The 20,799-nt window shown below is 38.5% G+C and carries 18 protein-coding genes; 9 read left to right on the forward strand and 9 right to left on the reverse strand.

Going from position 1 to position 20,799, the window contains the following annotated elements:
• The first annotated feature begins 11 nt into the window (after window positions 1-11).
• From QNI15_RS18290 to QNI15_RS18310, 5 genes are all read left to right on the forward strand, one after another.
• The gene (locus tag QNI15_RS18290; protein ID WP_314032905.1) at window positions 12-665 is read left to right on the forward strand and encodes a phosphoribosylanthranilate isomerase; all 654 of its coding nucleotides are present in this window, start codon (window positions 12-14) and stop codon (window positions 663-665) included.
• A gap of 298 nt (window positions 666-963) precedes the next feature.
• Entirely contained in the window at window positions 964-2,163 is a 1,200-nt protein-coding gene (trpB, locus tag QNI15_RS18295; protein WP_313997393.1) for a tryptophan synthase subunit beta, read from the forward strand.
• Window positions 2,164-2,575: 412 nt separating this feature from the next.
• Window positions 2,576-5,932: a SusC/RagA family TonB-linked outer membrane protein gene (locus tag QNI15_RS18300; RefSeq protein ID WP_314032906.1), complete on the forward strand. Its 3,357-nt coding sequence runs from the start codon at window positions 2,576-2,578 to the stop codon at window positions 5,930-5,932.
• A gap of 9 nt (window positions 5,933-5,941) precedes the next feature.
• Window positions 5,942-7,399 carry a SusD/RagB family nutrient-binding outer membrane lipoprotein gene (locus QNI15_RS18305; protein ID WP_314032908.1) on the forward strand — a complete coding sequence of 486 codons (1,458 nt, stop codon included), beginning with the start codon at window positions 5,942-5,944 and terminating at the stop codon, window positions 7,397-7,399.
• 170 nt (window positions 7,400-7,569) lie between these two features.
• On the forward strand, window positions 7,570-8,100 hold the full coding sequence (locus QNI15_RS18310; RefSeq protein ID WP_313997400.1) for a hypothetical protein: 531 nt from the start codon (window positions 7,570-7,572) through the stop codon (window positions 8,098-8,100).
• Window position 8,101: 1 nt separating this feature from the next.
• Here QNI15_RS18310 and QNI15_RS18315 read toward each other — a convergent pair whose 3' ends face one another.
• Window positions 8,102-8,515 (reverse strand): hypothetical protein, encoded by a 414-nt coding sequence (locus QNI15_RS18315; RefSeq protein ID WP_313982866.1) that lies wholly within the window; start codon window positions 8,513-8,515, stop codon window positions 8,102-8,104.
• A gap of 210 nt (window positions 8,516-8,725) precedes the next feature.
• The gene (locus QNI15_RS18320; protein ID WP_314032910.1) at window positions 8,726-9,157 is read right to left on the reverse strand and encodes a YkvA family protein; all 432 of its coding nucleotides are present in this window, start codon (window positions 9,155-9,157) and stop codon (window positions 8,726-8,728) included.
• A gap of 257 nt (window positions 9,158-9,414) precedes the next feature.
• On the opposite strand from QNI15_RS18320, the gene QNI15_RS18325 reads away from it, so the two are divergent.
• Entirely contained in the window at window positions 9,415-11,370 is a 1,956-nt protein-coding gene (locus tag QNI15_RS18325) for a sialate O-acetylesterase (RefSeq protein ID WP_314032912.1), read from the forward strand.
• Window positions 11,371-11,843: 473 nt separating this feature from the next.
• Window positions 11,844-13,370, forward strand: a complete 1,527-nt coding sequence (locus tag QNI15_RS18330; RefSeq protein ID WP_313982872.1) for a hypothetical protein — start codon at window positions 11,844-11,846, stop codon at window positions 13,368-13,370.
• A gap of 263 nt (window positions 13,371-13,633) precedes the next feature.
• Here the strand turns inward: QNI15_RS18330 and QNI15_RS18335 are convergent, their stop codons facing one another.
• Window positions 13,634-14,155 (reverse strand): DUF7935 family protein, encoded by a 522-nt coding sequence (locus tag QNI15_RS18335; RefSeq protein ID WP_313982873.1) that lies wholly within the window; start codon window positions 14,153-14,155, stop codon window positions 13,634-13,636.
• Window positions 14,156-14,311: 156 nt separating this feature from the next.
• Here QNI15_RS18335 and QNI15_RS18340 point away from each other — a divergent pair, with 156 nt between their 5' ends.
• Window positions 14,312-14,638 carry a HesB/IscA family protein gene (locus tag QNI15_RS18340; protein ID WP_314032913.1) on the forward strand — a complete coding sequence of 109 codons (327 nt, stop codon included), beginning with the start codon at window positions 14,312-14,314 and terminating at the stop codon, window positions 14,636-14,638.
• A 14-nt stretch (window positions 14,639-14,652) separates the two neighbouring features.
• Here the strand turns inward: QNI15_RS18340 and QNI15_RS18345 are convergent, their stop codons facing one another.
• From QNI15_RS18345 to QNI15_RS18360, 4 genes are all read right to left on the reverse strand, one after another.
• A complete protein-coding gene (locus QNI15_RS18345) occupies window positions 14,653-15,228 on the reverse strand; it encodes a DUF1572 domain-containing protein (RefSeq protein ID WP_313997407.1) in 576 nt (191 codons plus the stop codon).
• A gap of 27 nt (window positions 15,229-15,255) precedes the next feature.
• The gene (locus QNI15_RS18350) at window positions 15,256-16,497 is read right to left on the reverse strand and encodes a PP2C family protein-serine/threonine phosphatase (protein ID WP_313997409.1); all 1,242 of its coding nucleotides are present in this window, start codon (window positions 16,495-16,497) and stop codon (window positions 15,256-15,258) included.
• Between the two features lie 140 nt (window positions 16,498-16,637).
• The gene (locus QNI15_RS18355) at window positions 16,638-16,898 is read right to left on the reverse strand and encodes a hypothetical protein (protein ID WP_314032914.1); all 261 of its coding nucleotides are present in this window, start codon (window positions 16,896-16,898) and stop codon (window positions 16,638-16,640) included.
• Window positions 16,899-16,994: 96 nt separating this feature from the next.
• On the reverse strand, window positions 16,995-18,143 hold the full coding sequence (locus tag QNI15_RS18360) for a glycosyltransferase (protein WP_314032915.1): 1,149 nt from the start codon (window positions 18,141-18,143) through the stop codon (window positions 16,995-16,997).
• A gap of 144 nt (window positions 18,144-18,287) precedes the next feature.
• On the opposite strand from QNI15_RS18360, the gene ruvC reads away from it, so the two are divergent.
• On the forward strand, window positions 18,288-18,848 hold the full coding sequence (ruvC, locus tag QNI15_RS18365; protein WP_313982884.1) for a crossover junction endodeoxyribonuclease RuvC: 561 nt from the start codon (window positions 18,288-18,290) through the stop codon (window positions 18,846-18,848).
• A gap of 55 nt (window positions 18,849-18,903) precedes the next feature.
• On the opposite strand, the gene QNI15_RS18370 is transcribed toward ruvC, so the two are convergent.
• On the reverse strand, window positions 18,904-19,734 hold the full coding sequence (locus tag QNI15_RS18370) for a CvfB family protein (RefSeq protein ID WP_313997413.1): 831 nt from the start codon (window positions 19,732-19,734) through the stop codon (window positions 18,904-18,906).
• A 66-nt stretch (window positions 19,735-19,800) separates the two neighbouring features.
• Complete coding sequence (locus tag QNI15_RS18375; protein ID WP_313982887.1) at window positions 19,801-20,799, reverse strand: lytic transglycosylase domain-containing protein; 999 nt, start codon at window positions 20,797-20,799, stop codon at window positions 19,801-19,803.

Consider the following 20,799-nt stretch of genomic DNA (forward strand, 5'->3'; position numbering starts at 1 on the left):
ATACACTTGGTATGCTTAAAATCAAAGTCTGTGGAATGAGGGATTCTGCTAATATTCAGTCGGTATTGGCTTTAGATCCTGATTTTATGGGATTTATCTTCTTTGAAAAATCTCCACGTAATGTAGGGGAGGAGTTGGATGCAGAACTTTTGAAGTCTTTTCCCAAGACGACTAAAAAAGTAGGTGTATTTGTCAATGCTCATCCGGACTTGATCCTGAAAAATGTAAAGAAATACAATCTTGATATTGTTCAACTTCATGGAGAGGAGCTTCCAGATGTAGGCAAGAATATACGAAACAGGGGCATTACCGTTATCAAAGCCTTTAATCTGGATGAAAATTTTAATTTTGCACGTCTGAATAATTATAAACCTCATTGTGACTATTTTTTGTTTGATGCAAAGGGGGCTGCACAGGGAGGCAACGGGATTACATTTGACTGGAATCTGTTGCAGCGATATGATAATGAAAAGCCTTTTTTCTTAAGTGGGGGATTAAACATAGAGAGTTTGGATGCTATTGTTGCTCTAAAGAATAAAGGATTAAATTTATATGGGGTAGATATCAATAGTCTATTTGAAGTCAGTCCAGGCATAAAGAATGTAGAGAAAGTAAAAGAGTTTATCGACAAGTTACATGTAGCGTTTAAAGAAACGCTGGCATAAATAGAGAGATAGAGTAAAGAAGGGATGCAGAGGCATCAGAATAATTATTCATTAAATGGATAACTGGAGGGTACTGTTGATCAGTATGCATAGGTTGGTGTTAGGAAAAGACTCTGTTGGTAACTGGATAGTGGTATATCCCTCATCTATCGAATAGCGTTTAGACATTTTTACACATATATTGCCTTCCTCCTGCAACAATTTACTGTTGCCATTCTGCTAAGACTCTGCATGGCTACGACTGATGTGATACACATAAGATGTTTTGATTCAAGTTGGACCTAACAATTTTACACTAATGGAATTAATCGAGAAAAGTGCTTTTGCTGTAAATGAGCATGGATATTATGGCAGTTTTGGAGGGGCATATATTCCTGAAATGCTTTATCCAAATGCAGAAGAGTTAAAAGAAAACTACCTGAAGATTATTTATGATCCCAAGTTTCAGGAGGAGTTCCATACATTATTGCGTGACTATGTTGGTCGGCCAACACCTTTGTATCTAGCAAGTCGCCTGTCAGAAAAATATAATGCGCAGATTTATCTTAAACGTGAAGACTTATGTCATACAGGCGCACATAAAGTTAATAATACAATCGGGCAGATCCTGGTAGCTAAACGTTTGGGTAAAAAACGGATTGTGGCTGAGACAGGGGCAGGACAACACGGAGTAGCCACCGCTACTGTATGTGCATTGATGGGAATGGAATGTATTGTCTACATGGGAGAAATAGATATTCAGCGTCAAGCACCTAATGTAGCTCGTATGAAAATGCTGGGCGCAGAAGTAAGGCCTGCAACATGTGGTAGTAAAACTCTAAAAGATGCTACCAATGAAGCCATGAGGCACTGGATTAACAACCCTGTTGATACCCATTATATTATTGGAAGTGTAGTTGGTTTCCATCCATTTCCGGATATGGTGGCCCGTTTTCAGTCGGTTATTTCCGAAGAGATTAAAAAACAGTTACTGGAAAAAATAGGGAGAGAGAATCCTGATTATGTGATTGCTTGTGTAGGAGGTGGAAGCAATGCTGCTGGTGCTTTCTATCATTATCTGGATGAAAGTGATGTGAAATTGGTTGCTGCCGAAGCTGCCGGACAGGGGGTAAGCTCTGGACATTCTGCTGCCACAACATTTTTAGGTAAGCCAGGGATCTTACATGGTAGCCGTACAATCTTAATGCAAACAGAGGATGGGCAGGTTACAGAGCCATACTCTATTTCCGCAGGTCTGGATTACCCGGGTATTGGTCCTATCCATGCACATTTGTTTGAAACAAACCGTGCGATCTTTGCCGCTATTACTGACCAGGAAGCACTACAAGCAGGTTTGGAATTAAGTAGAATGGAAGGAATTATCCCCGCATTAGAATCTTCTCATGCTTTGGCTTATCTGAAATATATGAAGAACACAGGGAATGAAGTGATTGTGGTTAACCTTTCAGGCCGTGGAGATAAAGATTTGGCAACGTATAGCAGAGAGTTAGGGCTGTAAGATGCTTTCTTGAGAAAGTGAAACAAAAAATCCATTACATACAAGTAGTGGATTTTTTGTTTTTATATAGTTGATTTTCTGGTATTTGTGATTTTTTATATGTGAATATATTCGTGTAGAAATGCGAAAGGTAACCATTGTAATAACAATATAGTGGGCTGTATATTTATTTTTATTTTATTGGTGTTATTTAGATTAAGTATTTTTAGATATTCGCTGTTTTCGTGTTTGTTGTTTTTAATATATGTAATTTTTTATTTTTGCTGAATAATATTCTGTATTTTATATATTATGCATTGTTAAAATTTCGTTTTACTGTGTATTTGTAAAATTTTATTCATGTTTAAGTTTGTTTTATGGTTTTTGTTTTGGTAAGTTCAGTACACCTTAACCTTAACTTCCAAACAAACTTATGAAGAAACTTCTACTAGTAAAGTCGCTTGTAGTGACCTTTAGCTGTGCTATAGCGTCAATGCAGGTGGCTGCTCAAAGTCGCCTTATAACAGGTAAAGTGACTGCGTCAGACGATGGATCATCATTACCTGGAGTTAGTGTTGTTGTAAAAGGTACTACTATTGGTACTACTACTGATGCTACTGGTAAATACTCTATCAGTGCGGAACCTTCGGCTACATTAGTTTTTAGCTTTATCGGGTTTGCCATTCAGGAAGCTCCTGTTGGAAACCGGACCTCAGTAGATATAAAACTTTTACCTGACACTAAACAATTGGGTGAGATTGTTGTAACAGCCCTTGGATTAAAAGAAGACAAAGATAAATTTGCTTCTTCTGTTAGTACAGTAAAGGGGCCTGCTATTGCTAAGTCTGGTGAAACAAGCTTATTGACTGGTTTAAGCGGCAAAGCCTCAGGGGTATTAATTACCCGAAACGGAGGTGATCCGGGGGCAGGGGCTTATATTCAGATACGAGGACAAAATACAATCAATGGTAGTGCACAGCCTTTGTTTATTGTAGATGGTATTCCTGTCAGCAATTCTTTTGATAACACTGCTGCTGCTGGTAACGCTATAGTACAGCAATCACGTATCAGCGACATCAATCCGGAAGATATTGAATCTGTTGAAGTATTGAAAGGTGCCTCTGCTGCTGCCTTATGGGGGACCAGAGCGGCCAATGGCGTAGTGATTATTACAACTAAAAAGGGAAAAGATACAGGGGGAAGAGTAAATATATCCTTGAAGTCTACAGTTTCAATTGACGAAGTGAATAAGATCCACAAACTTCAACGGACTTATGGACAAGGCAGCAATGGAATTTATAATCAGGGTGACCGAACTTCTTGGGGCGATAAAATTGCAGCTCGTACTGGTGGCGAGGATACATATGTTACAGGACCAGGACAGTTTTATGCTCCTGATGAGAATGATGGATTTACTAAGTCTCCAAAATATGATTTATATAATGGATACCTGACTCTGGCAGATGGTACCATTAAGTATGTAATACCTCGAGGAAGGACATTTGATGCAAATGGAAATCGTTTGGATGAGCATGGTGGTAAGCATTCAAGAAACACATATGATCATACAAAAGACCCTTTCAGAACAGGATACTTTTTTGATAATACACTAAGTATTACAGGTGGAAATGCCAAAACGAATTATTCTGTTAGTTATGGAAATCTGAGTCAGCAAGGGGTGGTGAAAAGCTTTAGTGATTACAAGCGTAATACTGCGAGGGTAAATGTTTCTAGTCAATTTACTGATTGGTTACGAGCCTCTTCCAGCGTAGGATATACCAATAGTAAATCTACTCGTATTCAACAAGGCGATAACCTCGATGGAATTTTGCTGGGAGGGCTGCGAACATCTCCTGATTTTGATAACTCAGAATATACCGGTACCTATACTGATACTTCTGGAACAACCTATCCAAATCGGCATGTTTCCTATCGAAACCCACTGGGAGCGTCTACTAACCCTCGTTACTCCAACCCTTTATGGAATATTAACAATAATAAAAATACTACCAATGTAGACCGTGTCATGGGTAGTGTTGAAATAGGTATAGATCCTGTAAACTGGCTGAACATCACTGGAAGGGCGGGAGTTGATAATTTCATTGATGATCGGGTAGAACGGTTCCCGATCTATTCTGCTTCATTTAATTCAGGTTTCCTTTCCAAGTATATTATTACCGAAAAACAGTTTAACACAGATTTATTTGCCCGAGCTACAAAAAAGCTTGGTACAGGTTTCGATGCTACCTTGTTGGTAGGAGTAAACTATAATAGCCGGCTGAGAAGTTGGTTGTATAGCCAGATTACCGATTTTATTGTGCCCAGTGCTCCTGACATTCTGACAAACGCCCAAAATACCAATCTGCAAGCTTCCAATTATACTTCATTGATGCGTACCTATGCCTATTATGCGCAGGCTGAATTACAAGGATATGATCAATTCTTTTTAACACTGACAGGACGTAGTGAAAGTGCCTCAACCTTTGGTGCTAAAGCAAACAGTAGTTTCTTTTTCCCATCTGCGGCTTTAGCCTGGCAGTTTACGAAAATAGCTGCATTGCGTGAAAATCCAGTACTGAGTTTTGGTAAACTTCGTGTAAACTGGGGACAGGTAGGTATTCAACCTCAACCGTATAAAAACTTTACTACTTTCTCTCCTGCTTCATATAGTGATTCATATGCTAGTAGTCTACAATCTAAAAGTTCATTGTATGGGGGTGGATTTACAAGAGATAATACAGCAGGAAATGAGTTTTTAAAACCTGAACGTAAGACTGAGACAGAAATAGGAACTGACCTCCGCTTCTTTAATGATCACATCAACTTGTCAGTAACTTATTATTCCAATCATACCAAAGATGTTATTCTGGATATAGATACTCCATCAGAAACCGGATTTACAAATACTTCGAAAAATGCAGCTACTCTTTCCAATAAAGGTATTGAAATCGAGCTCGGGGGTAACATCATTCATAAGGGAGATTTTAGCTGGTCTATAGCTGCCAATTATTCTCAAAACCGGAATAAGGTAGTTTCTCTTGCCGGATTGACTGTGTATTCTTTGCCTGGTAGCTATGGGGGGTCTTCTTTAATTCCAGGGCAACCCTTTGGCGTGTTTTATGGAACAGATTTTCTGCATGATGACAAAGGTAAATACATTCTGGATGCCAACGGGTTTGTGCAAGGTGGTACTGAGAGTGAAGTTATCGGAAACCCTAATCCAAAATGGAGAGGAGGTTTGACCAACACATTTACTTATAAGGGACTTTCTTTAGCTGTATTATTTGATGCTGTGCATGGGAATCAGTTTTACAATGGTACTCGTGGGGCATTGTATACCTTTGGCACTCATGCTGATAATGGACATGAAGTAGTGTCTGATGTGGATCTGAAAACAGTGGATGGAAAAACCATAACCGCTGGAACACCTTTCAGAGGGGCCATTAAAGACTTTGGTGGAGGTCCTGTAGCTTTAACACAAGCCTGGTTCCAAGATAGAGGGACATCCTTTACTTCGGCTTCTGCCAAACAATTTATAGAGGATGCCTCTGTGGTTAGATTACGGGAGGTATCACTGAATTATAGTTTGCGTAGTGAAGGATTTCGCAAAGCTACCAAGCTATCTTCTATTGATTTTAGTCTGACAGGTCGTAATCTGCTTCTCTGGACACCGTTTACAGGGGTTGATCCTGAAATTAATATTACAGGTGCGGGTATCGTTCGTGGTGAAGACTGGTTCAGTAACCCCAATACCCGTTCATTCTTATTCTCTGTAAAAATTAATTACTAAAAGATACTTATGAAAAAGATATATACGTCTAAATTATTCCTTTCTATTTCGCTGCTTATCGGACTTTCATCCTGTAAAGATTTATTTAATGATCCTCGAATCAAGGGCAATCCCAATGCTGTTTCTGATGTAGAGGTGCAAACATTGCTTTCAGGTACATTGGTAGGAGTAAGTGAACTCCATGAAGATACAGATGTACGAATTTCCTACATGTGGGCTGGACAGTTAACAGGATTGAGTCGACAACACCTGGGATTGGCTCAGTATCAGGTATCTTCTGGCACATTTGACTGGGGGAATCTTTATCCGATAGCTGCACAGGCACGCCTTATGCAGACTAAAGCGGATGCACTAGGTGATAAATGGACAAAGGGAGTTGGACAGGTAGCAGAAGCACTTCTTATTGCAAAAGCAACGGCTTTCTGGGGAGATGTGCCTTATTCTCAGGCTTTTGATCTTATTGCTTATCCTACACCTGTCTTTGATTCTCAGGAACAGGTGTACACAGAACTACTTGCTACACTAGATAATGCGATTGAAAATCTGTCAGCATCTGGTGGATTGTATTTTGGCGGACAGGATTTTATCTATGGTGGAGATACTAATTTATGGAAAAAAGCAGCTTATTCCCTGAAGGCTCGCTTGTATCTTCATTTGGGCGATTATGCAAAAGCTGTAGAAAATGCTAAGCTGGGGATTTCCAGTGTGGGAGAAGATGCGTTGATCCCGCATGGAGAAAGCCAGGGTATAGATCAGAATCTGAATTATGATTTCTTTGTCAATAACCGTCCTGGAGATACAGGATTTGATCCGCCCGCATTTTTACCTGGATTCTTAAAAGCACATACCAATGCAAAAACAAATGAGACTGCTCTATATAATCATTTTTTTAAGGCTGGTATTACAGGTCCAGGTGCGTTGGATCCTAACACAGAAGATGGATTTTTTAAGGTTGATTCCAAGCAGCCAATTTTAAGTTATTTTGAAACACAGCTGATTCTGGCAGAAGCATTGGCTCGTCAGAATCAACTATCAGATGCAGTAACAGCCCTGAATAATGTTCGGGAGGTACTGGCTACTGGTTATATTAACGGAAATAGCATTCCTGGGACCTATGTCACAATGGGTTTGAAATATGAGAATTATGTATTGTCGGATTTTGCTCCTGGAGGCCTGGCCAATCCTACATCTAGCGGAAGGGATCAGCAAAGCGGATTATTATATGAGATCATCTCTCAAAAATATATTGTTATGCTGGCCCAGTATGAGGTATACAATGATGTTAGAAGACTGGCTAAAGCTACTCCTGTTGTGCAATTACATATTCAGCCTATTGTGACAACGCCAACCGGTAGCTTACCACAACGATACATTTATCCTCAGACTGAAATCAATACAAACCCCAATGTACCCAAAGCGGGTAATGGGGTGGCTGACCAATATCAGACGCTGCCTATTTTTCAATAAAGACACAAGGGAAAATGCAAGTGAGTTTAAGTTTCTTTATTAATTTATCTCATAGGTGTTTGGAACAAGACATATTCACTGAGTATGTCTTGTTTTATTTTGATGAATAGAAACCCGTTTTACTGTTTTGGTATTTTACTATCCGGAAGATTTTTCTTTTCTTGCTTTCCATGACAGAAAGACGATTGACATTATTTCCTTCAGATCCCTGGTTTGTAACTGAGGATGAAGAACTATTTAAGGAACGACTGATTAGAATCGGTTTCTGGGAACCTAGTGAAAATAGTAGTTCAGGTTTTATTCTTGGGCGATTGTTCCGTGAGCTATTGGAAGGAACTTTTGAAGGAATTGAATACTATCATATTCCGGCCTGGCTGGAAACTTATGAACAGCCTAAGTTGCAGATTGGAAGTGATTTTCAGAATCTCACAACTGTAAAGTCTCCTTATGGAAAAGAGATAGGAGATCAGGATATGGCAAGAGAATTGATTTTGGATTTGCGGGAAAATCCTGATGCAATCTGGCAAGAGCCTCGCTTTCGGCAGAATATTCCTATCTATGAACTCGATTTTGAAAATTATGTCGCATTTGGTAGACAATTTTTGCAATTAGGCATCTATTTAAAACCTACAGAATCGTTTTTGAATTTGTTGAAAGAGTCACTGGGAATGGAATATCGCTATGCTAATTATTGGGAGTAAGTTACCGATGCCAGATCGCCTTTTTTCCATCTGAACCTGTAAATACCATCGTATTGCCCTCAATGTAGTACGATCCTGACAACTGCTGGTCTTCCGGAAGATTTTGTCCGTTTATAGAAGTAATGTAGATCTTGCCTTCCCTACTATACCACGTCCCTCTTTCTGTAGGTGCCGACCATTCATTGCTCACTTTTGCGGCTTCTCTGCTTACGCTTTTTCCCAGACTTGCACCTCTTTCAAATGTACCATTTTCATGAAGAACCCATTTGACGCGGGTAACCTTGTCTATAAATGTTTTGCCAGAGCCGCTACTAGCATTGATAGTATAAATCCAGACACCGACAAGTTGAGGGTCCAGATCGCGTGTTGGAAAATAGAAAGAAAGCAAAAGGCTAACCAGCAAAAAGGATTTCATAGGATGTAGGTTCTATAGGCTATTGGTGTTCTGAGAATCAAGCAGGTAAACATGGCAGATATAACTGGCTATGAAGTTATATAGTCTATACGAAATCTTAATGGTATTGAAAAAATGACAAGGATAACTCTAGGGACGGATAAAAACAAAGCTCCATGCTAAATAGGTTTTATCCAGCATAGAGCTTACTTACAAGATAGATTTGTATGATTATTTATCTGAAACAGAAATAGCTTGTGCTGCTTCCCATTCCTGAAAACGTTTGATCTCTTCAGTGCATGACGACAAGACCCATAAGACTATTGCAATGTCATCTGAAAATCCCAAAACAGGCAATAAGTCGGGAATGAAATCGAGTGGAGAGACAAAATAGACCAGCGCTGCCACAATTTTTACCAATGTAGTCCATGGAATAACTTTGTAGTCTCCTTTTACATAAGCCCGGATCATCCGGCTTAGTGTTTGCAGATTAGACACAAACGTATTATCTGTCAAACTGCCACTTTTTATAGAAACGTTTTTCAACAAATCCCATAATCCAGCACTATTACGCAATAAACGGCTGGCCCGACGCTGAGAACGTTTAAAGAATACAGAGTGTAAGATGCGGTAAATCAGTGAATCGGATGAAGATGTTTGCATAGTTCAGGATCTGGTTGTAATACGTTGTTAATGATGAATAATACAAAATGTAACCTGTTTATCTTATAGAACTGGGTGTCAGGTCTGCTATTTTAATTTAAAAGGTATCACTGTCTGAATTGTATATAGTAGAACAGATGGAAATTGTGACAAATTTCGTTCCATTAAAATTATCCATTTATTTTGAATTTAAGTTATATGTATAACTTATCTAGTAAATTACACTAAAATTTTAGACCACATCTATTCTTAATGATATGAAATATCTTTTAGTGATTGTATGGGTATTGCTGACAATAAGTATCTCTCATGCCCAGGTACGGGTTGCTCATATTTTTGGAGACCATATGGTTCTTCAACGGAATAAGGAGATCCCCGTTTGGGGATGGGCCTCTTCCAAAGAAAAGGTGACCGTTAAACTGGGGGGACAAACAAAAACAATACAGGCAGGAGCTGACGGAAAGTGGATGGTAAAGTTTGCTGCTATGCCAGCAGGCGGACCTTTTCAATTGGTAATCAGTGCCAAATCAAGTAAAATAGTGCTAAATGATGTTTTGATTGGTGAGGTTTGGATATGTTCCGGACAGTCTAATATGGAATGGCCAGTAAACAGAGCAGATAACGCAGAGAATGAAAAACAATCCGCTACATTTCCACAAATACGGCATTTTAAAGTTGCTAACAGTCTTAGCTTAACTCCTGAAGCAGATCTAAAAGAGGGAGAATGGAAAGTTTGTTCTCCTGAAACAGTAGGAGATTTTACGGCTGTTGGATACTTTTTTGCGAGAGGTCTGTATCAGAAACTAAATGTACCTGTTGGATTGATCAATACATCCTGGGGTGGCTCACAAGTTGAAGGGTGGATCAGTAAGGATGCAATGCTATTGTCTGATGTGTTGAAAGAGTATGCGACAACAATGCCACAAAGCTGGGAAGGCGCAAATACTTCTCTGGATAAAAAACTTAAAAGAAATGCTTTCGGTAAAGAAGATGTTGTTCTGACTAGTGAAGATGAAAGAAAATATACACAGCCAGGTTATGATTTTTCCAAATGGAGAGATGGATCTGCACCCGGATCATGGGATTGGCAGGGATTCTGGGCTTATAGAGGCAATGGCTATGCAGAAAAAACAATTACTATCCCTGCATCTATTGCAGATCAAACTTCTACATTGGGCTTTGGCCAGAATGATAGTCCCGGACAAGTATACATTAACAGTAAATTGATTTGGGAAGGTGCATTAAAAGGAAGACGAAAAATAGAGGTTCCTGCTCATACCTGGACAGCAGGAAAAAATACATTGTTGTTAAAATTTGGTGTCACAAAAGAACCTAGTTGGTTTGGAATGGGCTTACATGGTGCCCCTGAAGATTTTTATATACAAACTGAGACCGAACGTATCAACTTGAGCGGTTCCTGGAAAAATATGCCTGCCATTGCAGACAAATATGAATTTGCTCGTTTGCAGAATAACATGGGGACAATTATATATAATGCTATGGTCCATCCACTAATCCCTTATGCATTTGAGGGTGTAATCTGGTACCAGGGAGAGGCAAATGCCGGACGAGCCTATCAATACCGGAAAACATTTCCACTACTGATTAACGATTGGAGAAAGCGGTGGGATAATGTGTTTCCTTTTTTATTTGTACAATTATCAAGTTATGGTAGTACGCAAAGCAGTAACCAGGGGAGTAACTGGGCTGAACTCCGTGAAGCACAAACAATGACTCTGCAACTTCCACAAACAGGGATGGTTGTAACTACTGATATTGGAAATCCCGCAGATATACATCCCACAAATAAGCAAGATGTTGGAAAACGATTAGCTGCCAGTGCGTTGAAAATAGCCTATCAGAAAGATGTACCCTATAGTGGTCCTATGTATACATCCGTGAAACATGAAAAAGGCAAAACTATCTTATCATTTCAGTTTGCTGATAAGGGCTTGGTGGCAAAAGATACATATGGCTATTTGAAAGGATTTGAGATCGCTGGTGAAGATAATGTATTTTATTATGCCAAGGCTGAAATCGTAGGTAATCAGGTTGTTGTTTATCATCCCAAAGGTGCCTTGCCCGTTTCTGTCCGATACGCATGGACAGATGCACCTAGTGAAGCAAATCTTTTTAATACAGAAGGTTTTCCTGCTTCTCCTTTCCGTACAGATACATGGACCTCTATTACTACTAATGAGAAGTTTCAGTAGTGAAATGTAGCCATGACTATATTTCCTCTGAAAGCTTTATTTGTTAACTATATAAAAGTGTCCTGTTTCCAGGTTAAGTCAGAAAAATGGGTTAATCAGGGAAGAGTAGACTGAATTTGATATTTTCTGAAAGATTAGCTGCCGTAAAATTGATTTACGGAAAGATGATGATGCTACAAGCATATTTACAATGTTTTCACAGTTTTTTCTTCCTGTACTTAGTACCCTTCTCTACCTAATACATAAAATATCTGTAAATAAGTTGTTTAGGTTGTCTACAAAGATAAAATTATACGTGGAATGGTTCTAAACAAAATAGTACTATACTAATAAGTAATAAGTTAATCTGCTAAATGCATGACTTTACCGAATATTTCCTTAGTATTGTAGAAAAAAAACACCAGGTACAATTGTAATTGTTAGTTTTGTAAAAAAATCTTCCAGAGCAATCTTTTCAACCCCCCCTTGTTACTATGGATTCGTTGCGTGAACTCATCTCTTTAATTACCCAGAAACGGATTAAAAAAGTTGAACTTTTCGACGAGAGTAATCGGAATAAGACGAGTAATTATTTTCGCTTATTTGAAGGTATTCACTCTCGTAAATATGACAACGATTTAGATGCCGCAAAAGACATTTATGATTGTTTGCCATCTGAGAAAAAGTATCTTATTTTAAAAACACGCCTTCGGCAAAAACTTCTTAACACACTCTTCTTCCTGGATTATGATGGAGAAAAATCCAGTGAATTTCAACGCATATCATATGATTGCAATAAACAATTGTATGCGATTAAAGTGCTTTTAATGGCAAACGCCAAGCGTCTGGCAGTTCCTATGGCTGAAAAGACATTGCGGTTGGCCGCTGATTATGAACTGACAGATATAGTACTGGAATGTGCCCGTATTTTGCGTGAACATTATAGTGGCAACAATTATCAGGAGTTTCTTGAGTACAAAGATATTGCGGAGCGTACTGAGCAGCAGCAACGAATTGAGAACATGGCTGAGCAATATTATCAGGAAATTATTGCACTATATGCAAAATCGAAGGGGAATCGACTGAGAGTAAGGAAGATGGCAGATAAATACTACCATGCTCTGGAAGAGAATCTGCGTCCTTATGATAGTATTCGGTTACGATTATATTATTATAAAATCAAAATGTTGTTCTATCAGCTTTCTGATGATTATAAAGCTGCAATAGATGTTGTAAATGCATTCGAAGAGTTTATTAGTCAAACTCCTGCTTTTCATCCTACCAGTCGTCTGGAAGAGCTGGCAATTCAAAAGATGAATTATTATCTTCATTTGAAGGATTTCAGTGCAGGAGAAGCACATGCTCAAAAGTTTGCTTACTTGTTTGCTGATAAAAACCCTAATCAGTATACATTCAAGGAGTATCAGTTGTTATTGGCCATGCATACCGAACATTATCTTCGGGCTGCAGAAATTTTCCACGAGGTTATTAGTCAGTCTACTTTTAGAACGTTATCAGAAGCGAAAAAAGAACGTTGGAGTACTTTCCAGGCCTATCTGCATTACATCTATAAGTATCAGAAAATCAAAGAAATCAGACCTTTGATTCAAAATTCAAAAACTGGTTTCCAATTGAGTGATTTCCTTGAGAAAAAGCCGGAATTTGCCAAAGAACGCCGAGGCTTGAATGGTGCTATCTTAACAATACAGGTTTTATTCTTCCTGGAAAAGATGAATATAGATAGCCTGATTGACCGCATTAATGAGATTGAACGATATACTCGTCGCTATCCGAAGAAAGATATGAACTTCAGAAGTGAGTGTTTCATCAATCTACTTACTCAGATGCGTGATGATGGCTTCCGTTTTTATCAGACTCGTAAGGCTACCGAAAAACTGTATGATGAGATGAAGTCTGTGATGATGGAATATTATGGTGGTAACCGTGCACTGGAAGTATTACCTTATGAAGTGATGTGGGATATGGTATTGGAAAAACTAAAAGGGTATAAGTATGGTTAGTGGCCATATATCTTCACAAAAAGAATCCTGTCAGTTTTCATGACAGGATTCTTTTTATTTTAGAGGTTGTCTAAAATTATTCTTAAAGGCTGCAAAGGCAGATTATACTAAAGTTCTTGAAGAACTAAAAACACATGTGCTACGCTTTCGCCCATTTTTCGGCCCGTAGCCGCTGGCTACGCCCCTCAAAATGGTCTCATCCCGCTACAAAATCTGCTCTTTTCGCCTCTTTAATACTAATTTAGACAACCTCTTAAAAGCTTTTAGAATACTACTCGTATTTCATCTTTGATGAACTTTAATGCACGGGAAGTAGGATCTACATTTTGCTCAATCAATTGTTCGAAAATCCTTTTTGCTAATTCTATTCCACGGGCATCTGGCGGAATATTAGATGCGGAGTCATTAATAAGGACAATGATCTCTTCCATAGCACTTTTGATTTGTGTCCAGGCTTCATCACTCATATACACCTGTTGAGATAAATTGTGGTTAAATTCCTCACGTACCTCACTTAGTAACAGACTATGAAGTTCTGTTGCATTATATTCAGCATTATTGACACGCCGTATCAGATTGTTAGGTGCAATACGTTCCAGAAACAGACACATGCGTTCATAGGCTTGTAAGCGAATCGGCAGCACAAGATCTATATTTTTGCTTTTTACTTCGATTAGCTTTTGTTCAAATTGTTTGGTAAGAAAAGATTGCATGGTAAGGAACATTGCGTATAGCACCAGACCTGCTGGAAGTAAAATCTTTAGTAATTCTAAAACGTAACTCATAAAAATACCTTGGGGTTTTGTATCTGAAAAGATAGTATTTTTGTTTTGAAACCTATTGTATGTATTTAGAGTTTCAAATCTAAGGAAATTGCCTGTTTAATATCAAGCTTATTTTTTAGGTTTTAAATAAGATACGTGTAAGAAAATCAGTGGTTTATGTCATTTTTTAAGGAAGAGTGCCCAATTACAATTACCTCTACTGCCATAGAGCATATCCGGACTATATTGCAGGAAAAAAGTATTAATACCAATTTGTATGGCCTTCGGGTGGGAGTAAAGGGAGGTGGATGTGGAGGGGCTTCGCCACTACTGGGGTTTGATACAGTCAAGGAAAATGACCATTGTTATATACTGAAAGATTTTTCTGTTATTGTCGAAAAAAAACATCTGATGTATGTGTTGGGACTTGAAATAGACTATGAAGATAATGGTGAAATCAAAGGTTTTGTGTTTAATAATCCAAATGAGAAGGTAGTAGTATAAGTGCTGCACTCAGTTCATTTCTCTGCAGTTGGAGGTAGCCAGTCATCCGTGAAATGTCTTCTGCCTTGAGATTGGGTGAATTTTGCAGCATTGTATGTTTGTGATTGTCCTTTAGGAATAGATAGACTTTGCCAGTGGTCTCCACTAAAAAGTTTGGCTAAATAGACGATCTGTCCTACGTGATAGGGATAATGTGCCAGTTGCCTGTTAATCGCCTCCTGAACAGTATGTCCTTCATTGCGGATATAAATAATGCGAGTAAGATCTGCCTCCTGTAATTGAGTAAGGGCGTTGAAAAGACACTCCCAGCCTTCATTCCACTTTTGAAGCAGATCGTCTTTGTTCTGGATATGGTTTTCAAATTCTGCATCCCGGTTTCTCCATTCTTTTTCACCATCTGTTGTTAGGAAATCTGTCCATCTGGATAACATATTACCCCACAAATGATTGACAATGATAGCAATAGAGTTACTGGTAGGGTTAATCTGTTCAAACAAATTTTGTTCAGTCACTTGAGACATAGCTTTATCTCCAAGATCTTTGTAGTAGCGAAACTGCTTTCTGATACTTTCCAGATACTCTGATTGCATAAGCCTACAGGTAATAAAGTGAAAGAATTATTTATCGGGGTTGCCCACCTTTAAAGTGAGCAATGTTACATCATCACGAAAAGGTGTAGTGCCACAGAAATCATGAATAGACTCAATCAGTTTTTGATGTAGGTGGGATGGTTTCTCTTGAGCAAACTCTTCTATCACTTTTTGCATTCGTTCATCTCCATACTCTTCTTCTAAACTATTGCATGCTTCTACAACACCATCTGTATAACCAAATAGCAGGAAATGAGAAACATTTTCTATTACCTCATAATTTATAAATGGAAGAGAATCAAAAATTCCAATTACGGTAGTTCCTGTCTTTAGCCATCGGTTGGTACCGTATTCATTAATCAACAAGGGTGGATGATGACCAGCATTAATGTATGTCAGTGTGTGAGCCCGATGGTCATACAATGCAAAAAAGCCTGTGATAAAGCGCTCTCCTCCTAGTATCTCATATAGTGTATGATTGAGTTCACTCACAATACGAAGCAAGTCTGTAGTCTGACGGATCAGAATACGTAATGAGGCTTGAAAGTTAGACATCAGCAATGCGGCAGGAATTCCTTTACCTGATACATCTGCAATACATACAAAGTATTTCTCATCAGGAAGTGCTATAAAATCATAATAATCACCACTTACACTTTGATGAGGAAAATAATCTGCTTTAACGGTGATATAGGGATTGTCAGGGAGTTTTTTAGGAAATAGTCGTTCCTGTACTCTTTTGGCAATCTGTAATTCTCTGTTCAAGGCTTCCTGCTCCATTTGTTTAGCAGCAAGCTTTTTGTTTTCAATGGCAACAACAATCAGATTGGTTAATGTCTGAATGAACTTGGTATCTGTGGCAATACCTTCCCGATAGGCTATCTGATTTTGACTTAGAAAGACATAGGCTAATAGGGCATCACGATGATAAACAGGTATAATTTCATCGAATTCCTGAAAAATGACGGGGACTTGTTCATTTTCAGTAGAGGTGACTTCTTTCAGATCCAGAGAAATCAGATCTTCATGTACATGATCAAAGGAAGATGTGGTACCAAATACTGCCTTTTTTTCCCATTTGTCTTGGTAAATACAGAGCAGCAGCTTATTGATATGGAGATTGCCTCGCAAAATAAAATGATATATTTTATACAAAGCTTCTTCCGGCAGGTTATTATTGATAGCCTGCGTTACTTCAAGTAAAGAATTTAACTCCATTTGTTTGACATGGAGTTGATATTCAGGAGATTCTGCCAAAGAGGTTATCATTAAGCTGGTGGTTACCTACGTATTTATACTTCCATTAAATCGAGTATAGCTTCTACATAACTCTGTCAGGGTTGTTTGTTTGCGCTGAATATCGGGTAATTTATGAATACAATCTGTAAATTATAAGAAGCTGGCTAAAGTTACTCACCTGTACTATGAAAAGCCAGTAAGCCTTTTTTTGTTGCCAGATAATAAAAAGTATGATAACTTTTTTCAAAGTCACTGTCTGAAACAGGGATCTCCTCATCAGCGCTTTGAAGGACTTTGATCCAACCTTTCTGTGCCAGTTCATACAACGTTTGCTTAAGCATTTCTTCCGTGAGTTCAAGGTTTTCTGAAAGATAGGAGAAGGACTGCACAAAGTGTAGTTCATCTAATATATCCAGTTCCTGATCTGTCATGACGATAATATATAATATAAATAGAATTAAGATTTTTGCAAATGTACAGATATTATTGGATGGGTGTACTTCTGTTAGGGTTTTATTCTGCCAGACTTATTGATCCAGTTTTCTTCCTTTCCATGAATATCCCTTTTTCTGAGCTGTCAGACCAAAGAAAACAACATAAAGAGGATATATCCATTGTACTGGAAATATCCAGACAATAAGGTGTCGTTTTTTGAGAAAAGATAATAAACTTCCTAATAATACCCATTCAGATATCCAGCGAAGGGAGATCCCTGTAATAAAGAAAATAAGAGGAAGAATATTGATAAAGAGTGTCGGAATACTGGCAAGTAAACTAAGACAGTTCATAAAAATAAAAACAGCAACTGCACTCACCCTCCAGTCCGAATAGAGATGCCACTTGCTAGCCCACCGTCTGCGTTGCTGATAAAATGCCACGAGGTTGGGTTGTGGTTGGGTGAGGACAATGGCTTGAGATTGTTTTAAGAAGTGAACTTGGGTTGGATAAGTCTGGTAAATTTTGTGCATAAGAAACAGATCATCTCCTGTAGCCGTTGAGGCTGTGTCTTTATATCCATGTACTTCTATAAATGCTCTTCTGGTAAAAGCCAGGTTAGCTGCATTACACATAGTGGGTATGCCTATTTGTAACGTTGCTGCTCCAGAACCAATTAAACTGGCAAACTCTACTGCCTGGATTTTTGCAAAAATACTTGGTTCACTAAATGTTACAGCTCCACAAATCATTTGAGCGTTTGTTTGCACCTGGAAATTAGCAATAGTTGTTAACCAATCTGCAGATACTATACAGTCACCATCTGTTGTTACAATCAATTCTCCATCTGATTCTGAAATCGCCCACTCAATACCTTTTTTCTTGAAATTTCCGTTTATAGATTCAGCAGAAGGATGATCTTTCAATTCCAGTATCTGAAGCGGAAAAGGGGATGTCGACTGAAAGTGCTTAAGCAATGAGACTGTTGCATCTGTAGAAAAGTCATCTACTATATAAACTCTGAACAGATGTTTTGGATAGGTTTGATGACTCAGTGAGTTGAGCAGATCTATAATATTGGATTCTTCATCTCGTACAACAACAATAACAGAGATCCGGGTTTGGACTATCGTCTCGGTAACTGGGTTATATATAGGTAACTTCTGCCATGCTATCCAGAGGATAAGTGTAAATAAGGCATACAGAATCTGGATGATGAGAAATGTATAGGCGAAAATCAAGGAAACAGAAATCTGGTTAAGATACAAATGTAGAGGTCTTTATGCGATTCCCATAGGAGTAACTGATACAAAATAGTAGAATAACAAAAGATTTAATTTTTGGCTGGCATCCTATATTCGTCTAATTCATATTAACTTGCATTCATGAAAACAGAGGAAACAGAACGTATTATTCTGGGGGTTGATCCTGGGACCCGCTTTATGGGATTTGGTGTTTTACGGGTACAGGGAAAAAATAAATTGCAATTGCTTCAATTTGGTGTGATTAATTTGAGTAAATATGCTAATCAGGAAATCAAATTAAAGAAGATCTTCGAAAAAATCACAGGCTTGCTAGAGGAATACATGCCTGATGAGATGGCTATTGAAGCCCCATTTCATGGAAAAAATGTACAATCAATGTTAAAATTGGGTAGAGCCCAGGGTGTGGCTATGGCCGCAGCACTCATGCGAGAAGTCCCGATTATCGAATACGCACCTAAAAAAATAAAACAGTCAGTGACAGGAAATGGGAACGCTTCAAAGGAGCAAGTGGCTGCTATGTTGAAATCACAATTCAAATTTGAAGAAACACCTGAATTACTAGATGCTACAGATGCATTGGCTGTTGCTGTGTGTCACTACTATCAGGGTGGTGCTACTCAAGTGAGCCAAACCAAGAGTTGGGCTGCTTTTATAAGCAAGAACCCAGATCGGGTTAAATAGACAGATGAAATGAATAAATACAAGAAAAGCCAGAGTAAGTCTGGCTTTTCTTGTATTAGGTCAGTCGGATGCCTGTTTCTTCAATAACTATTAATCTTCTTTTATAAAGATCTCCAACTGCTTTTTTATATGTTTTTTTACTTATCCCAAATAGTTCATAGATAGTCTCTGCAGGGCTTTTATCTGTCACTGCCATAAAACCTCCTTCTTCCTGAAGCCGAATGAAAATGCTCTCTGCAATGTCTTCTACCTTATCAAAGCCTGGTTTATGTAAAATCAAATCAATTTTAAAGTCCTCTCGTACTTGTTTTACATAGCCAATGATGCGGTCTCCGGTTGTCAGAGGTTGAAATATTTCGTTATCATACAACATCCCGCTGTATTGATTGTTAATAATAGCTTTAAACCCTAACTCTGTTTTTTGATAAATTAGTAAATCCACCAATTGGCCTGCTTCTAGTTCAGGTTCTGATTTGTCCAGAAACTGTTCTATCTTGGCTGAAGCAACGATACGTCGGGTTCCCTCATCCAGATAAACATATACTATATAGAATTTCCCTTCCTGCATACTCATCTTTTGTTCCCGAAAAGGAACAAGCAAGTCTTTCAGAAGTCCCCAGTCAAGAAAAGCGCCTGTTGCATTAATAGAAACAGCCTTCAGGTAAGCAAAGTCTCCTACCTGGGCCAGAGGAGTTTCTGTGGTGGCAATAATCCTATCTTCCGAATCAAGATAGATAAATGCGTCAATGCGATCTCCGGTTTTGCAGTCTTCGGGTACATACCGTTTGGGCATTAGAATTTCTCCATCTTTTCCTCCATCCAGATAAATTCCAAAGTCTAATACCTTAACAACCTTTAATAGATTATAACGTCCAATTTTTGCCATAAATAAAATCTATGTGAGAAACCTGAGTCCATCAGGTTTATAAATTATCTGCAAGATACAGATTAATTAATACTCATTGGCATTAGACTCCTGTGGTTTGGAAGAAGCTGTGCCTGTTGTCTCTGGTACAATAGGTTTAGATGCGCGTAAGGGTGGCTTGGGAGTATTTTTTCGTGGAATTAATAAAATATAACTTTTCTTCTTAATAGTCAGTGTATTTTTTTTAATCCAGGGGTTATAACTCCGAAGTGTCTGATAGGTAATACCATATTGCTGAGCAAAGGCCGTCAGATTCGGAATAGATTTATTAACCTTGATCATTCGTATTCTGGAATTAAGTGTAGAATAGCGACTTACTTTGTATCCATACTCTTTGGGATGTTCAACCAGTTGTTTTACAGCCAGAATTCGGAATATATAGTCTGTTGTCTGCTGGTTAAGTTTTAATTGATAGAACGAACTTTTTCTCTGGCGTAACATAGCCTGAGTCATTCCGTTAATACCAGAGTTGTAAGATGCTGCTGCATTCGTCCAACTGCTAAACAAAAGATGGGCACTTTGCAGATACCGGCATGCTGCTTGAGTAGCCAGAAGCGGATGGTAACGTTCGTCTACTTCATCATTGATTACCAAGCCATAGTTACGTGCTGTTTGTGGAATAATCTGCCAGAATCCACCTGCATTTTTAGGAGAGTCTACATTTTGTAAACCACTTTCTACAACTGCCAGATATTTCAGATCTTCTGGTACTTTGTATTGTTTGAGAATAGCCGTGATATGAGGAAGCCAGAAATGTGCTCTATCCAGCATAACAGCTCTGGCCGGATGCCAATAGGTTTGTGATTTTAATTCTTTAGCGAATCGACGGGAAACTTTTTTATCTTCCAATGGAACAGTTTCACCTGCAAAATAAATTTGGTCTGGAGGATTTTCTGATGAATAGAATTGAGGGCCAGTATTGAATGTAAAGTTAAAATTAAATTCCTCTGATAGTTTGACATAAATGCCATAACCTACCAGAAGGAATGCCAGAATCAGAACAGCGATAAGTTGGGTCTTTCTCAA

The sequence above is a fragment of the Xanthocytophaga flava genome (genome assembly GCF_030068545.1).
GTDB classification, from domain to species: domain Bacteria; phylum Bacteroidota; class Bacteroidia; order Cytophagales; family 172606-1; genus Xanthocytophaga; species Xanthocytophaga flava.

Coding starts and splice junctions, on each gene's coding strand:
- QNI15_RS18290 (WP_314032905.1), top strand. CDS start 12: ATGCTTAAAATCAAAGTCTGTGGAATGAGGGATTCTGCTAATATTCAG.
- QNI15_RS18325 (WP_314032912.1), top strand. CDS start 9,415: ATGAAATATCTTTTAGTGATTGTATGGGTATTGCTGACAATAAGTATC.
- QNI15_RS18320 (WP_314032910.1), bottom strand. CDS start 9,157: ATGCAAACATCTTCATCCGATTCACTGATTTACCGCATCTTACACTCT.
- QNI15_RS18350 (WP_313997409.1), bottom strand. CDS start 16,497: ATGATAACCTCTTTGGCAGAATCTCCTGAATATCAACTCCATGTCAAA.
- QNI15_RS18305 (WP_314032908.1), top strand. CDS start 5,942: ATGAAAAAGATATATACGTCTAAATTATTCCTTTCTATTTCGCTGCTT.
- QNI15_RS18355 (WP_314032914.1), bottom strand. CDS start 16,898: ATGACAGATCAGGAACTGGATATATTAGATGAACTACACTTTGTGCAG.
- QNI15_RS18315 (WP_313982866.1), bottom strand. CDS start 8,515: ATGAAATCCTTTTTGCTGGTTAGCCTTTTGCTTTCTTTCTATTTTCCA.
- QNI15_RS18330 (WP_313982872.1), top strand. CDS start 11,844: ATGGATTCGTTGCGTGAACTCATCTCTTTAATTACCCAGAAACGGATT.
- QNI15_RS18340 (WP_314032913.1), top strand. CDS start 14,312: ATGTCATTTTTTAAGGAAGAGTGCCCAATTACAATTACCTCTACTGCC.
- QNI15_RS18335 (WP_313982873.1), bottom strand. CDS start 14,155: ATGAGTTACGTTTTAGAATTACTAAAGATTTTACTTCCAGCAGGTCTG.
- trpB (WP_313997393.1), top strand. CDS start 964: ATGGAATTAATCGAGAAAAGTGCTTTTGCTGTAAATGAGCATGGATAT.
- QNI15_RS18300 (WP_314032906.1), top strand. CDS start 2,576: ATGAAGAAACTTCTACTAGTAAAGTCGCTTGTAGTGACCTTTAGCTGT.
- ruvC (WP_313982884.1), top strand. CDS start 18,288: ATGAAAACAGAGGAAACAGAACGTATTATTCTGGGGGTTGATCCTGGG.
- QNI15_RS18345 (WP_313997407.1), bottom strand. CDS start 15,228: ATGCAATCAGAGTATCTGGAAAGTATCAGAAAGCAGTTTCGCTACTAC.
- QNI15_RS18310 (WP_313997400.1), top strand. CDS start 7,570: ATGACAGAAAGACGATTGACATTATTTCCTTCAGATCCCTGGTTTGTA.
- QNI15_RS18370 (WP_313997413.1), bottom strand. CDS start 19,734: ATGGCAAAAATTGGACGTTATAATCTATTAAAGGTTGTTAAGGTATTA.